Origin of the sequence: Mycobacterium sp. Root135 (assembly GCF_001426545.1) — a bacterium.
Taxonomy (GTDB): domain Bacteria; phylum Actinomycetota; class Actinomycetes; order Mycobacteriales; family Mycobacteriaceae; genus Mycobacterium.
Map to the genome: position 1 here is coordinate 100489 of NZ_LMEZ01000001.1, position 14141 is coordinate 114629.

Sequence of the window (14141 nt, forward strand, 5' to 3'; positions counted from 1 at the left end):
GTTTCGATTTTAAGACGTGGACCGACGAAAGTCATTCCGCTGCAAGCGTTCTGTGGATAACTTGCCAGCCTGTGGACAACCTCGCATGGATCACCGAAATTGTCGGAGGCGAGTGCTAGCTAAGCCGTTGCGGCCAGCCGCCATTCGCCGGCGCCGAGTAGCTCGAGCCGGTCGTCGTGGTGCTGCTCGACGGTGCTGCGGTGGCTGACGCTGACCACGACGCAGTCGGGGAGGCGTTCGCGTAGCCGCCGGTACAGCGCGAACTCCTGGCCTTCGTCGAGGGCGGAGGTGGACTCGTCGAGGAACACCGCACTCGGAGCGTTGAGCAGCACCCTCGCAAAGGCGACGCGCTGCTGCTCGCCGGGGGACAACACCTTCGACCAGTCGGCGACCTCGTCGAGACGGAGCCCGAGGTGCCCGAGCGTCACGTCATCCAGCGCGGAGCGAATCTCGCTGTCGCCCAACGACTCCGACGCCGAGGGATAGCAGACGACGGTTCGCAGGTCGCCCAACGGGGCGTAGGGAAGCTGCGGCAGGAACATGGCGCCGGCGGCGGTCGGGTAGCGCACGGTGCCCGACGCGTACGGCCACAGCTCGGCGAGGCTCCGCAGCAGGGTGGTCTTGCCGGTCCCCGAGCGGCCCGTGATGACAAGCGAACCACCCGCGGCGAGCCGCACCGCGAGCCCGTCGACCAGCGACTCACCGGTCGGCGAGAGCACGGCGACGTCGTCGATCTCCACGCCGCCGCCCGCGCTGACGCCCACCGCGAGAGTGCCGAGCGCCCTTGCCCTTTCGTTGGCCGTGAGAAGGCCGTCGAGGCGGATGATCGTCGCGCGGTAGCTGGCGAACGAGTCGTACACGGCGCGGAAGAACGACAGCGACGCCTGCACCGAACGGAACGCACTCGAGGACTGGCTGACGTCACCGAAGGTGATCTGGCCCGCGAAGAGACGGGGAGCCTGAACGATCAGCGGCAGCGGGTCGACGATCTGGGACATGGCCTTGTTCCAGCCGAGGAACGCCACCCCACGCCAGACCAACGCCCGATAGTTGACGATGATCCTGCCGAACCGCTCGGCCAAGCCGCGTCGTTCAACCGGCTCGCCGCGCGAGAAGCCGACCGCCTCCGCCGCGTCCCGCACCCGAACCAACGCATACCGGAAGGCGGCGTTGGTCAGCTCGTTGCGGAAGCTCAACCGGATGATCGGCCGGCCGATCCAGAACGAGACCGCCGTCGCACCCGCCACGAACAGCAGCACGATCCAGAACAGGGCCTTGGGCACCGTCACCCCGAAGAAGGTCAACGGACCGGCCAGATTCCACAGGATCGGCGTGAACGCCACCACCGATACGATCGAATACACCGCCCCGAACAACAGGGTGGTGGACGTGCCAACGGTCGGAGTGTTCGTCTCGGGTCCCGTCCCCGTGGTGAACACGTCGACGTCCTGCTGAATGCGTTGATCGGGGTTGTCGACCGGCTCGCCGTCCAAGAACCGCCCCCGGTAGTACGCGCGCCCGTCGAGCCAGTCACTCGTCAACCGGTCGGTGAGCCACACCCGCCACCGAATGATGAAGAACTGCATCAGATAAACGTCCAAGAGCGTCTGCGCCAGGTACGCGACGACCAGCAGGCCGAAGACCACGATCGAGAACCAGAAGCCGCGGATGCCCGAGTCGCGGATGGCGTCGTCGCCCGCGCTGGCACCCTCGAATGCGACCTGCAACGCGGAGTACTGGTCGTTGCCGTAGTAGCTGAACAGGACGTCCATCCGCACCGAGACCATCACCGACAGCAGCAGGACGCCGACCATCGCCCAGACCGGAACGCTCTGTCGCCCAATGAAGTACGGGCCGGTGATGCGCCAGTACTGCCGCCCCCAGGTGGTGAAGCGCGCCAGCCCCGCGAGCGCCGCGAGCAGCACTGCTGCGCTGATCACCCACGCCTTGGCCACCCAGATCAGCGACGCGACGACCTCGTTGCCCCAGTCGAGCGACGGAGTGAACATCTCCATGCGGGGAAGCTACCCCCGGACACGCAAGGGTTAGACCGGAACGGGCGCGGGCTCCTCGCCGATGTCGGTGAGCTGCCATTCGCCGCCGCCGAGCAGCTTCAGTTCCTTGTCGTGGTGCTGCTCGACGGTCTTGCGGTGGCTCACGCTCACCAGAATCATGTCGGGCAGTTCGCTCCTGACGAGCTGGTACAGCGTCATCTCCAGACCCTCGTCGAGGGCCGACGTCGACTCGTCGAGGAAGACGGCCTTCGGCTTGGTCAGCAGGATGCGTGCGAAGGCAATCCGCTGCTGCTCACCGGGAGAGAGCACCTTCGCCCAGTCCTGGACCTCGTCGAGCCGGTCGTTGAGATGGGGCAGTGCGACGCGCGTCAGGACCGACTGCAGCTCGGAGTCCGGGATCTTGCCTTCTTCACCCGGGTAGGAGACGACGGCCCGTAGGTCACCGAGCGGCACGTACGGCATTTGCGACAGGAACATCGTCTCGTTGGGTCCACACGGCCGGGTCAGCGTGCCGGAGGTGAAGGGCCACAGTTCGGCGAGGCTGCGCAGCAGCGTGGTCTTGCCGCTGCCCGACTTGCCGGTGATCACCAGGGTGTCGCCGATGTCCAACTGCAGGTCGAGTGGGTTGATGAGCTGCTTGCCGTCGGGGGTGCGGACCTCGATCTGCTCGAGGTGCACGGTGCCGTCCTGGCAGGCCGCGGTCGTGACGGTGGGCAGGTCCCTGCCCTCCTCGTTGGCGACGACCAGACCCTCGAGTCGGATGATGGCGGCACGGTAGCCGGCGAACTGGTCGTAGGCGTTGCGGAAGAACGACAGTCCGTCCTGAATGCTGCCGAAGGCCGACGCCGACTGCGTCATGTCACCCAGCTGGATCTCACCGGAGAAGAACCGCGGGAACTGCAGCACGTAGGGAAGTGGCTGGATCACCTGGCTCAGCGAGAGGTTCCATCCGTAGAACCCGATCATCCGGTTGATGTACCGCTTGTAGTTGGCGACGACGGACGCGAAGCGCTGCCGAAGCCCGGTGCGCTCGGCGATCTCGCCGCGGTAGAAGGCGACGGCCTCCGAGGCGTCGCGCAACCGGACCAGCGCATAGCGGAACGCGGCGTTGTACTTCTCGTTGTCGAAGGCGAACCAGATGATCGGCTTGCCGATCCAGAAGGCGATCACCGAGGCGAACAGGACGTAGGCCAGCCCGATCCAGAACATCGCCTTGGGGAGGGTGACGTTGAACAGCGTCAGCGGCCCCGACAGGCTCCAGAGGATCGCGGTAAACGAGATCATCGAGGCGATGGCGTTGATCGCACCGAACAGCAGCGTCGAGCCGGTGGTGATGTTCGGGGTGTTGGGTGTCGGGCCGACGCCGGTGGTGAAGATGTCGATGTCGGTCTGGATGCGCTGATCCGGGTTGTCGATCGTGTCGTCGATGAAGCGGGCGCGGTAGTAGGCCTTGCCGTCGAGCCAGTCGCCGGTGAGGCGATCGGTCAGCCACGCACGCCAGCGGAGGACGAACCGCTGCATGAGGAACAGGTCCAGCATGACGCGCGCGACGTAGATGGTCGCCAAGACGCAGAAGACCGCGATGGAGAACCAGAAGCCGTGCTTACCGGAGTTCTTGACCGCCTCGTCGCCGCTCGCCAGTCCGGCGGCAACCACCTGGAAGCTGGTCGACAGGTCGTTGCCGTAGTAACTGAGCAGAACAGACAGCCGAACGCCGAGGATGACCGACAACAGCAGCCCGGCCAACCAGGCCCAGACGATGATGCTCGAGCGGCCGGTGAAGTACGCGCCGGTGACTTTCCAGAACTGGCGGCCCCACGTGGTGAAGCGGCCGATCAGCGTCAAGATGATCATCGTGGACACCGCTGCCATCGCCCACGCCTTGACGATCCACCACAGGGACGTGAGCCACTCGTTGCTCCAATCCAGCGTCGGAGTCCACATGTCCATTCCGGTCATCCCGAGAACGTACCTTGACCGGCTGGTGACAGCTGGTCCGCGGGGTCAACTCGCCGTGGAGACCGGATCGAGTCGCCAGCCGCCCGCACCGAGCAACGCGAGCTGGCGGTCGTGATGCTGTTCGACGGTGTCTCGGTGGCTGACGCTGACCATGATCGTGGCGGGCAATTCGTCCCGAAGTAGCCGGTAGAGCATCAATTCGAGGCCCTCGTCCATCGCCGAGGTGGACTCGTCGAGGAACACCACCCGTGGCGCGTTGAGCAGAATCCGGGCGAAGGCGACGCGCTGCTGTTCACCGACCGACAGCACCTTGGCCCAGTCCTTGATTTCGTTGATTCGAATGACGAGGTGGGGCAACGCCACCTTGACCAAGGCCTCCTGCACTCGGGTGGCGTCGACCTCGCCGGGGGGCCGGGGGTAGGACGCGGCGGCGCACAGGTCACCGAGCGGGATGTAGGGGAGCTGCGAGACGAACATGACCTCGCGGTCGTCGACCGGGAACCGCACCTGGCCGGAGGCGTGCGGCCACAAACCCGCGAGGCTCTCCAGCAGGGTGGTCTTGCCGCTGCCCGACGGTCCGGTGATCACCACGCTCTCCCCGGCGTCGAGTCGTACGTCGAGTGCCTTCACCAGAACCCGCCCGTCGGGGGTGCGGACGTCGACGTCCTCCAGTTGAACCGCGCCGTCGGAGGACTGCCCGACCGTCAGCTGCGGAACGATCCTGGTGCCCGCGTTGGCGGTGAGCAGGCCGTCGAGGCGGATCAGCGCGGCACGGTAGCTGGCGAACGCGTCGTAGGCGTTGCGGAAGAACGACAGCGCGTCGTGAATGGCGTGAAAGGCCGTCGCCGACTGCATGACGTCACCGAAGGAGATCTGACCCGCGAAGAGCCGTTGGGCCTGAACGATGTACGGCAGCGGGTTGATGGCCTGACTCACCGAGAGGTTGAAGCCGAGGAACATCACCATGCGGTTGAGCCAGTGTCGGTAGTTGAGGATCACCGCGTCGAGGCGGGTGGTGAGCTGGCGTCGTTCGGCGCCTTCGCCGCGGTAGAGGCCGACGGCGCTGGCGGCCTCCTTCAGCCGGATCATCGCGTAGCGGAGGCTGGCGTTGCGGAACTCGTTGAGGAAGCTCAGCCGGATCAGCGGACGGCCGATCCAGAACGCCAGGACCGTGGCGACCAGCACGTAGACGATCACGATCCAGAACAAGGCCCGCGGCAGCGTCACGTCCGCGACGGTCAGCGGACCGGACAGCTGCCACATGATCACGCCGAAGGACGCGACGCTCAGCACCGACTCGACAGCACCGAACAGCAGGGTGTTGCCCGACCCGTGCGACGGGGTGTTGGGTTCCCCCGTTCCGGTGGTGACGACGTCGACGTCCTGCTGGATGCGTTGGTCCGGGTTGTCGATCGGGGTGCTCGTCAGCTGCCCGCGGTAGTAGGCGTAACCCCCGAGCCAGTCGTCGAGCAGTCGGTGGGTCAACCACACCCGCCACCGGATGGTGAAGCGCTGCAGCAGATACAAGTCGCAGAGGGAACGCACGGTCGCGACCGTCGCCAGCACCGCGAAGATCCGCATCGACTGCCAGAACCCGTCGACCCCGGTGCCCTTGCGTGAGCCGTCGGGCTGCCCGGCCCCTTCGAAGGCCACCTGCAACGACGAGAACAGGTCGTTGGCGTAATAGCTGAGCAACACCGCGATCCGAACGGACACGACGGCCGACGCCAACAACCCCGCCAGCATCAGCCACACAGTCACCCGCGATGCCGACGCGGTGAAGTACGGGCCGTTGATGCGCCAGAACTGGCGGCCCCACTCGGTGTAACGGCCTAGGAGGACGAGGATCACGGCGAGGCAGACGGCGGTGACGCCGAACGTCTTGGCTACCCACAACGTCGATGCGAGGAGTTCGTTGCTCCAGTCGACGGAGGGGGCGAACCCGTCCGAATTCATCGCCACTCCTCTGCGGGCGTTCGGCGGCACCGCTGTGTGCGGCAAGTTACCGCGTACCGTGAACGCGTGCCAAAGATCGCGCCGAAGACGAAAGACCGAAACTCTGGTCGCCTGAGCAACCGATTCTGGAAGCTGCTCGGCGCCAGTACGGACAAGAACCAGGCCCAGTCGATGGACCTGGTGCACGCCTCGGCCGAGTTCGACGAGAAGGCCGCCGCCCTCGACGACGACAAGCTGAAGCAGGCCGCGAAGCTGCTCAACCTCGCCGGCCTCGCAGAGTCGTCGGACATCCCTCAGTTCCTCGCCATCGCCCGTGAGGCCTCCGAGCGCGCGACGACGTTGCGTCCATTCGACGTTCAGCTGCTCGGCGCGCTGCGCATGCTGGCCGGCGACGTCGTCGAGATGGCCACCGGTGAGGGCAAGACCCTGGCCGGCGCCATCGCCGCCGCCGGCTACGCCATTGCGGGTCGCAGCGTGCACGTCATCTCCGTCAACGACTACCTCGCTCGACGCGATGCCGAGTGGATGGGGCCGCTGCTCGAGGCGATGGGCCTGACCGTCGGCTGGATCACCGCCGAGTCGACCGCCGACGAGCGTCGCGCCGCGTACGGCTGCAACGTCACCTATGCCTCGGTCAACGAGATCGGCTTCGACGTGCTGCGCGACCAGCTGGTGACCGACGTCGCCGACCTGGTCTCGCCCGACCCCGACGTCGCGCTCATCGACGAGGCCGACTCGGTGCTCGTCGACGAGGCCCTCGTCCCGCTGGTGCTGGCAGGCACCACCCACCGCGAGCAGCCGCGGCTCGAGATCATCCGGATGGTCGGGGAGTTGGTGTCTGGCAAGGACTATGAGGCCGACGCCGACCGCCGCAACGTGCACCTCACCGACGCGGGCGCCCGCAAGCTCGAGAAGGCGCTCGGTGGCGTCGACATCTACTCCGAGGAGAACGTCAGCACCACGCTGACCGAGATCAACGTCGCCCTGCACGCCCACGTGCTGCTGCAGCGCGACGTGCACTACATCGTCCGCGATGGCCGGGTGCAGCTCATCAACGCCTCCCGCGGCCGCATCGCGCAGCTGCAGCGCTGGCCCGACGGGCTGCAGGCCGCCGTCGAGGCCAAGGAGGGCATCGAGACGACCGAGACCGGTGAAGTGCTCGACACCATCACCGTCCAGGCGCTGATCAACCGCTACCCGAGGGTGTGCGGGATGACCGGAACCGCGCTGGCCGCCGGCGAGCAGCTGCGACAGTTCTACAAGCTCGGCGTCTCGCCGATACCCCCGAACACGCCGAACATCCGCGAGGACGACGCCGATCGCGTCTACATCACCGCCGCCGCCAAGATCGACGCCGTCATCGACCACATCAAGACGGTGCACGCGACCGGTCAGCCCGTGCTCGTCGGCACCCGCGACGTCGCCGAATCCGAGGAACTCCACGAGCGGCTCGTCAAGGCGGGCATCCCGGCCGTCGTACTGAACGCCAAGAACGACGAAGAGGAAGCGCGCGTCATCGCCGAGGCGGGGACGCTGAACTCGGTGACCGTGTCGACCCAGATCGCCGGTCGCGGTACCGACATCCGGCTCGGCGGTTCCGACGAAAGCAGCCATGACGACGTCGCCAAGCTCGGCGGACTGCACGTCATCGGCACCGGCCGGCACCACACCGAACGCCTCGACAACCAGCTGCGCGGCCGCGCGGGCCGCCAGGGTGATCCCGGCTCGTCGCTGTTCTTCTCCAGCTGGGAGGACGACGTCGTCGTCTCCCACCTCGATCCCGAGAAGCTCCCGTTGGCCACCGACGAGGACGGCCGCATCGTCGGCGACAAGGCGGGCCTCCTCCTGGAACACGCCCAGCGCATCGCCGAGGGCAGGCTGCTCGACGTGCACGCCAACACCTGGCGTTACAACCAACTGGTCGCCCAGCAGCGCGCCATTCTGGTGGAACGGCGAAACACGCTGCTGCGCACCGCGACCGCCCGCGAGGAGCTGGCCGAACGGTCGCCGGAACGCTACGAGGAACTGCTCGAGAAGCTCGACGAGGAGCGGCTGGAGGTCATCAGCCGCAAGATCATGCTCTACCACCTCGACCGCGGGTGGGCCGACCACCAGGCCTACCTGTCCGACATCCGCGAGAGCATCCACCTGCGGGCGCTCGGCAGGCAGAACCCGCTCGACGAGTTCCACCGCCTGGCAGTCGACGCGTTCGGCTCACTGGCCGCCGACGCCATCGAGGCGGCGCAGCAGACCTTCGAGACCGCCAACGTCGCCGAGGACGAGCAGGGCCTCGATCTGTCGAAACTCGCGCGGCCGACCTCGACGTGGACGTACATGATCCACGACAACCCGTTGTCCGAGGACTCCATGTCTGCACTGAGCTTGCCGGGAGTATTCCGCTAGGTTCATCTGCATGGAGCCTCCGGAAGATGCCGGCGACCGCGTCCTGACCATCCCCAACGCGCTCAGCGTGTTGCGGCTGCTCCTCGTCCCCGTCTTCATCTACCTCCTGCTGGTCGTCGACGCGAACGCATGGGCCGTCGCCGTCCTGATGTTCAGTGGCTTCTCCGACTGGGCCGACGGCAAGATCGCCCGCCTCTTCGACAACCAGTCCTCACGCCTCGGCGCGCTGCTCGACCCCGCGGTCGACCGCATCTACATGCTGGTCATCCCGGTCGTGATGGCCGTCGACGGCATCGTGCCGTGGTGGTTCGTGGGGACGTTGATCGGCCGCGACGTCGTCCTGGCGCTGACGCTGCCGGTCCTGCGCAGCCGTGGGCTGACCGCCCTGACCGTCACCTACATCGGCAAGGCCGCCACGTTCGCGTTGATGTCGGGCTTCCCGCTGGTGCTCCTCGGGCAGTGGGACGCTCTCTGGAGCAGGGTCATCCTGGCCATCGGATGGGCCTTCCTCGGGTGGGGGATGGCCATGTACCTCTGGTCGGGGGTGCTGTACCTCGTGCAAACCGCGATGGTGGTCGGGCAAGTGCCCCGCCGAGTTGCCGGGAGAAGTGGCTGACGGCGAGCGCGCGCTCGGCGGCTACAGCCCGGACGCCGGACGCAACGCTCACCTCGCGGGTGCGCCGACGACGATCCCGGTGCCGTCGCTGCTGCGATCGCTGCTGTCCGACCACCTCGACCCCGGCTACGCCGCCGCAGCCGAGCGTCGCGCCACGACGGGCACCACCACCCGTCCGGCGGCGAACCTGGCCTGGCAGATCCTGGCGGGACTGCTCGTGACCGCGGTGTTCGCCGCGGCGGTCGCCCAGGCGACGTCCGTCGCCCCCGCCACCCAGGAGACCAGGCAAGTACTCGCCACCGGCGTCCACAACGCCCAACAGGCGACCGATCGGGGCACGGCCCGGCGCGACGCGCTCGCCGGTGAGGTCGAATCCGAACGGCGCGCCCGGCTCGCGGGCGACCAAACGGGTCGGCAACTGCTTGCCGACCTCGACGTCGCCGAGTTCGCCGCCGGGGCCACCGCCGTCCGCGGACCGGGCTTGAACGTCACCGTCACCGAACCCAGTGCCGCCCGCGACCTGAGCGACGTGACCAAGCAACGCGTCGCAGGCAGCCCGCAGGTGATCCTCGACCGCGACCTCCAACTGGTCGTCAACTCGCTGTGGGACAGCGGCGCGGAGGCCGTCGCCATCGGAGGAGTCCGCATCGGGCCCAACGTGACGATCCGCCAGGCGGGCGGTGGCCTTCTGGTCGACAACCAACCCGTCGGCAACCCGTACGAGGTGCGTGCCGTCGGTCCTCCGCACGCCATGCACGACGCGTTCGACCAGAGCCCGGCGCTTCATCGACTCCGGCTCCTCGAGGCAACGTACGGCGTCGCCGTCAACGTCAGCGAAGCCGACGACCTCGCGCTGCCCGCCGGTTCGGTACGAGAGGTCAACTTCGCCAAGCAGATTGGGCCGAAATGATCGGAATAGCCGCACTCGTCGTCGGCATCGTGCTCGGTTTGGTGTTTCACCCCAGCGTGCCCGAGGTGATCCAGCCGTACCTGCCGATCGCGGTCGTCGCCGCGCTCGACGCGGTGTTCGGCGGACTGCGCGCGTACCTCGAGCGCATCTTCGACGCCAAGGTGTTCGTGGTGTCGTTCGTCTTCAACGTGCTCGTCGCCACGCTCATCGTCTTCGTCGGAGATCAGCTCGGGGTGGGCACGCAGCTCTCCACCGCGATCATCGTCGTCCTCGGGATCCGGATCTTCGGCAACGCCGCCGCCCTGCGGCGCAGACTCTTCGGGGCGTGAGACGTGACCGAACCAGACCCGGCCCCCGAGCACGGCAGGCACGAACTGCCCGACGACGCACCCCGCCCGCGCCCGCGCCCGCGCCGCGGGCAGATCGGCTTCGGTGCGCTCGCCGTCGTGCTGTGCCTGCTGCTCGGGGTCGCGATCGTCACACAGGCCCGGCAGACCGAATCCGGTGACTCGCTGGAAACGGCCCGGCCGGCCGACCTCCTGGTCCTGCTCGATTCGCTGCAACAACGCGAAGCCGCGCTCAACACCGAGGTGGCCGACCTTCAGCGGACGCTCGAGTCGCTGAGGTCCTCCGGGAGCAACGACCAGGCGGCGATCGAGAACGCCCGCGATCGGCTGGCCGCACTGTCGATTCTGATCGGAACCGTCGCCGCGACGGGGCCCGGTGTGACAATCGTCGTCGACGACACCGCGCCGGGGGTGTCGCCGGAGACCATGCTCGACGTCGTCAACGAGTTGCGGGCGGCCGGTGCTGAGGCCATGCAGATCAGCTCGGCCGGCCAACCGCCGGTCCGCCTCGGCGTCGACACCTGGGTGGTCGGATCACCCGGTGCGCTCGTCGTCGACGGCACCACGCTGTCCCCGCCCTATTCGGTTCTCGCCATTGGCGATCCGGCCACGTTGTCCGCGGCGATGAACATCCCGGGTGGGGCCGTGGACAGCGTCGAACGCGTCGGCGGCACAATGTCGGTGCAGCAGGCGGACGTGGTCAACGTGACCGCCTTGCGGCAACCGAAACCCCGCCAATACGCTCAGCCAGACAAGTGAGCACACGAGGAGCCCAGTGAGCGAGATTCCGTCCGACCTGTACTACACCGAAGACCACGAGTGGGTGCGTCGGACCGGTGACGACACCGTCCGCGTCGGCATCACCGACTTCGCCCAAGCGGCGCTCGGTGACGTCGTCTTCGTCGAACTGCCCGACGTCGACGCCGAGGTCACCGCGGGCGGCGAGTTCGGCACCGTCGAGTCGACCAAGTCGAACTCGGACTTGTTCGCGCCGATCACCGCCAAAGTGGTTGCCGTCAACGGCGAAGTGGCCGACTCCCCGGAGTTGGTGAACTCCGACCCGTACGGCGCCGGATGGCTCATCGACCTGCAGGTTGACGCCGCAGAGCTGTCGTTGGCCCTCGACGGTTTGCTCGACGCCGACGCCTATGGTGCGACGCTCGACGAATGAGAAGTGCGGCCGGTGATCCGGTGGTGGTTGTCACGGATGCCGCCGGTCCGCGGTACGGTCGTATCGAGATGCATGACGGCTGGCGTTACGCCGGCGCGTCTGCAAACCATCGCCACAGCAGCCAGTAAGGAGCACCGCGTGACGGACAACGACACCAGTTCGGGAGCGGATCAATCCGAAGGGGAAGTGACGGTCGAGACGACCTCGGTCTTCCGGTCGGACTTCCTCAACGAATTGGACGCACCGCCAGCCACCAGCGGTGAAGGCGCCGTGTCGGGAGTCGAGGGACTTCCCGCTGGCTCGGCACTTCTCGTCGTCAAGCGCGGCCCCAACGCGGGGTCGCGATTCCTGCTCGACCAGGCCAGGACGTCGGCCGGTCGGCACCCCGACAGCGACATCTTCCTCGACGACGTGACGGTGAGTCGCCGGCACGCGGAGTTCCGCCTCGAGAGCGGCGAATTCCAGGTCGTCGACGTCGGCAGCCTCAACGGCACCTACGTCAACCGCGAGCCCGTGGATTCCGCGGTGCTGGCCAACGGCGACGAGGTCCAGATCGGCAAGTTCCGACTGGTCTTCCTCACCGGACCCAAGGGCGACGACGACGGCGGTTCCGGTAGCTGATGACCGCCCCCGACACCCCAGCGCTCGCCGGGATGTCGATCGGAGCGGTCCTGGAATCGCTGCGACCCGACTTTCCGGACGTGACCATCTCCAAGATTCGATTCCTGGAGGCCGAAGGACTGGTCACGCCGCAGCGCTCGGGGTCGGGATACCGACGTTTCACCGCCTACGACTGTGCGCGCCTCAGGTTCATCCTGACCGCGCAGCGGGATCACTACCTGCCGCTCAAGGTCATCAAGGCGCAGCTCGACTCGCAGTCTGACGGGGCACTGCCCGAGACCGGATCCAGTTACGGCGTACCGCGATTGGTTCAGGTGTCGGACGGCGACCACGGCGCGTACGACACTGCCGCGGTGGCGCCTGCACAGGTCAGGCTGAGCCGCGAGGATTTGTTGACGCGGTCGGGCGTCGACGAGGAACTGCTCGGCGCCCTCATCAAGGCCGGCGTCGTGACGTCCGGCCCCGGTGGTTTCTTCGACGAGCACATGGTGGTCACCGCGCAGTGCGCCAAGGCGCTGGCCGACTACGGCGTCGAACCCCGGCACCTGCGGGCGTTCCGGTCGGCGGCGGATCGGCAGTCGGATTTGATCGCCCAGATCGCCGGGCCGGTGGTGAAGGCGGGCGCGCGAGATCGCGCCGACGACCTCGCGCGGGAGGTCGCCGCGCTGGCGATTACATTGCATACCTCGCTGATCAAGTCCGCCGTGCGCGACGTTCTCGATCGCTGAGGATTAGACTCGGCTCGACGGTTTGACGACCGGCTTTCAGGCGCGGAGGGCAGACACAGATGGGCGAGGTTCGAGTGATCGGCATTCGCGTGGAACAGCCTCAGAACCAGCCGGTTCTGCTGCTGCGAGAGTCCAATGGCGACCGGTATCTTCCGATCTGGATCGGTCAGACGGAGGCGCAGGCGATCGCGCTGGAGCAACAGGGGGTCGAGCCGGCCCGTCCGCTCACCCACGACTTGATTCGGGATTTGATTACGGCCCTTGGCCATTCGCTGAAGGAAGTTCGGATCGTCGATCTGCAGGAAGGCACGTTCTACGCCGACCTCATCTTCGATCGTGACATCAAGGTTTCGGCACGGCCGTCGGATTCGGTGGCGATCGCCATGCGGGCCGGGGTGCCGATCTACGTCGAAGAGGCCGTGTTGGCCGAGGCGGGGCTGTTGATCCCCGACGAGTCCGACGAGGAAACCACCGGCGCCGTTCGTGAAGACGAGGTCGAGAAGTTCAAGGAGTTCCTCGACAGCGTTTCCCCAGACGACTTCAAGGCCACCTGAGTCGGCTGCCGGACTCGTCGATAGTCACGGATGCGTCTCACGCTCTCGACACGCGGAGCCGGTTTCGTCGATACATGTCGCGGGCAGCCATACTTTGAATCACTCCGAGGGGCAGTGAGTGTCGAGCAGGAAGCGTATGCTCGACATACTCGAGAGCTCGGAGCAAACGTGTTGAGTCGTCGTTGATGGCTGCCACGCATGGATCCAGTTCGATCGGCGAGAGGATGGGCAGTGGGCGACACGCCACGTCAGGAGCAGTTGGATCTCACCTCCAGCGGCACACCGGAGCCGGCAGTCTCGGCAGCACGTAGCGAACCCGTGCAGGGTGGCCTGTTCCCCGACAACTCCGTCCCGGACGAACTCGTGGGCTACCGGGGGCCGAGCGCCTGTCAGATCGCCGGAATCACCTACCGCCAGCTGGATTACTGGGCCAGGACGTCCCTGGTGGTCCCGTCGATTCGCGGTGCGGCCGGCTCGGGCAGTCAGCGGCTCTATTCGTTCAAGGACATCCTGGTCCTGAAGATCGTCAAAAGGCTTCTGGACACCGGAATCTCGTTGCACAACATTCGCGTCGCGGTGGACCATCTGCGTCAGCGCGGCGTCAAGGACCTCGCCAACATCACCCTGTTCTCCGACGGCACCACCGTCTACGAGTGCACGTCGGCCGAAGAGGTCGTCGACCTGCTTCAAGGCGGTCAGGGCGTGTTCGGCATTGCGGTATCGGGAGCCATGCGCGAGCTGACGGGTGCCATCGCCGACTTCCCCGGCGAGCGGGCCGACGGCGGGGAGTCGATCCCCAGCCCGGAGGACGAGCTCGCGTCGCGGCGCAAGACCCGCGACCGCAAGATCGGCTGACCTCCA

General features: G+C 66.9%; 13 protein-coding genes. 10 read left to right on the forward strand and 3 right to left on the reverse strand.

Features of this window, described 5'->3' with window-relative positions; all coding sequences use genetic code 11:
• Positions 1-119: 119 nt before the first annotated feature.
• The 3 genes from ASD37_RS00515 to ASD37_RS00525 are packed head-to-tail and all read right to left on the reverse strand — an operon-like array spanning position 120 to position 5930.
• The gene (locus ASD37_RS00515; protein WP_056546538.1) at positions 120-2015 is read right to left on the reverse strand and encodes an ABC transporter ATP-binding protein/permease; all 1896 of its coding nucleotides are present in this window, start codon (positions 2013-2015) and stop codon (positions 120-122) included.
• 30 nt (positions 2016-2045) lie between these two features.
• Positions 2046-3965 (reverse strand): ABC transporter ATP-binding protein/permease, encoded by a 1920-nt coding sequence (locus ASD37_RS00520; protein WP_056549547.1) that lies wholly within the window; start codon positions 3963-3965, stop codon positions 2046-2048.
• Positions 3966-4019: 54 nt separating this feature from the next.
• Complete coding sequence (locus ASD37_RS00525; RefSeq protein WP_056549556.1) at positions 4020-5930, reverse strand: ABC transporter ATP-binding protein/permease; 1911 nt, start codon at positions 5928-5930, stop codon at positions 4020-4022.
• Positions 5931-6005: 75 nt separating this feature from the next.
• Between ASD37_RS00525 and secA2 the strand changes: the two genes are divergently transcribed.
• The 10 genes from secA2 (at position 6006) to ASD37_RS00575 (ending at position 14135) form a co-directional block, all read left to right on the forward strand.
• Complete coding sequence (secA2, locus tag ASD37_RS00530; protein WP_056549558.1) at positions 6006-8333, forward strand: accessory Sec system translocase SecA2; 2328 nt, start codon at positions 6006-6008, stop codon at positions 8331-8333.
• Positions 8334-8343: 10 nt separating this feature from the next.
• On the forward strand, positions 8344-8949 hold the full coding sequence (locus tag ASD37_RS00535) for a CDP-alcohol phosphatidyltransferase family protein (protein WP_056546541.1): 606 nt from the start codon (positions 8344-8346) through the stop codon (positions 8947-8949).
• On the forward strand, positions 8942-9859 hold the full coding sequence (locus ASD37_RS00540; RefSeq protein ID WP_056546545.1) for a DUF881 domain-containing protein: 918 nt from the start codon (positions 8942-8944) through the stop codon (positions 9857-9859). The genes ASD37_RS00535 and ASD37_RS00540 overlap by 8 nt, the downstream gene beginning before the upstream one ends.
• A complete protein-coding gene (locus ASD37_RS00545; RefSeq protein ID WP_056546547.1) occupies positions 9856-10188 on the forward strand; it encodes a small basic family protein in 333 nt (110 codons plus the stop codon). Before ASD37_RS00540 ends, ASD37_RS00545 begins: the two co-directional genes overlap by 4 nt.
• Before the next feature lie 3 nt (positions 10189-10191).
• Positions 10192-10965 (forward strand): DUF881 domain-containing protein, encoded by a 774-nt coding sequence (locus ASD37_RS00550; protein ID WP_056546550.1) that lies wholly within the window; start codon positions 10192-10194, stop codon positions 10963-10965.
• Positions 10966-10981: 16 nt separating this feature from the next.
• Positions 10982-11377: a glycine cleavage system protein GcvH gene (gene gcvH / locus ASD37_RS00555; protein WP_056546553.1), complete on the forward strand. Its 396-nt coding sequence runs from the start codon at positions 10982-10984 to the stop codon at positions 11375-11377.
• Between the two features lie 138 nt (positions 11378-11515).
• Complete coding sequence (gene garA, locus ASD37_RS00560; protein ID WP_056546555.1) at positions 11516-11998, forward strand: glycogen accumulation regulator GarA; 483 nt, start codon at positions 11516-11518, stop codon at positions 11996-11998.
• Positions 11998-12726, forward strand: coding sequence for a MerR family transcriptional regulator (locus ASD37_RS00565; protein ID WP_056546558.1), 729 nt, complete (start codon positions 11998-12000; stop codon positions 12724-12726). Before garA ends, ASD37_RS00565 begins: the two co-directional genes overlap by 1 nt.
• Positions 12727-12785: 59 nt before the next feature.
• Complete coding sequence (locus ASD37_RS00570) at positions 12786-13280, forward strand: bifunctional nuclease family protein (RefSeq protein ID WP_056546561.1); 495 nt, start codon at positions 12786-12788, stop codon at positions 13278-13280.
• 231 nt (positions 13281-13511) lie between these two features.
• Positions 13512-14135 carry a MerR family transcriptional regulator gene (locus ASD37_RS00575; RefSeq protein WP_056546564.1) on the forward strand — a complete coding sequence of 208 codons (624 nt, stop codon included), beginning with the start codon at positions 13512-13514 and terminating at the stop codon, positions 14133-14135.
• Positions 14136-14141: the final 6 nt, after the last annotated feature.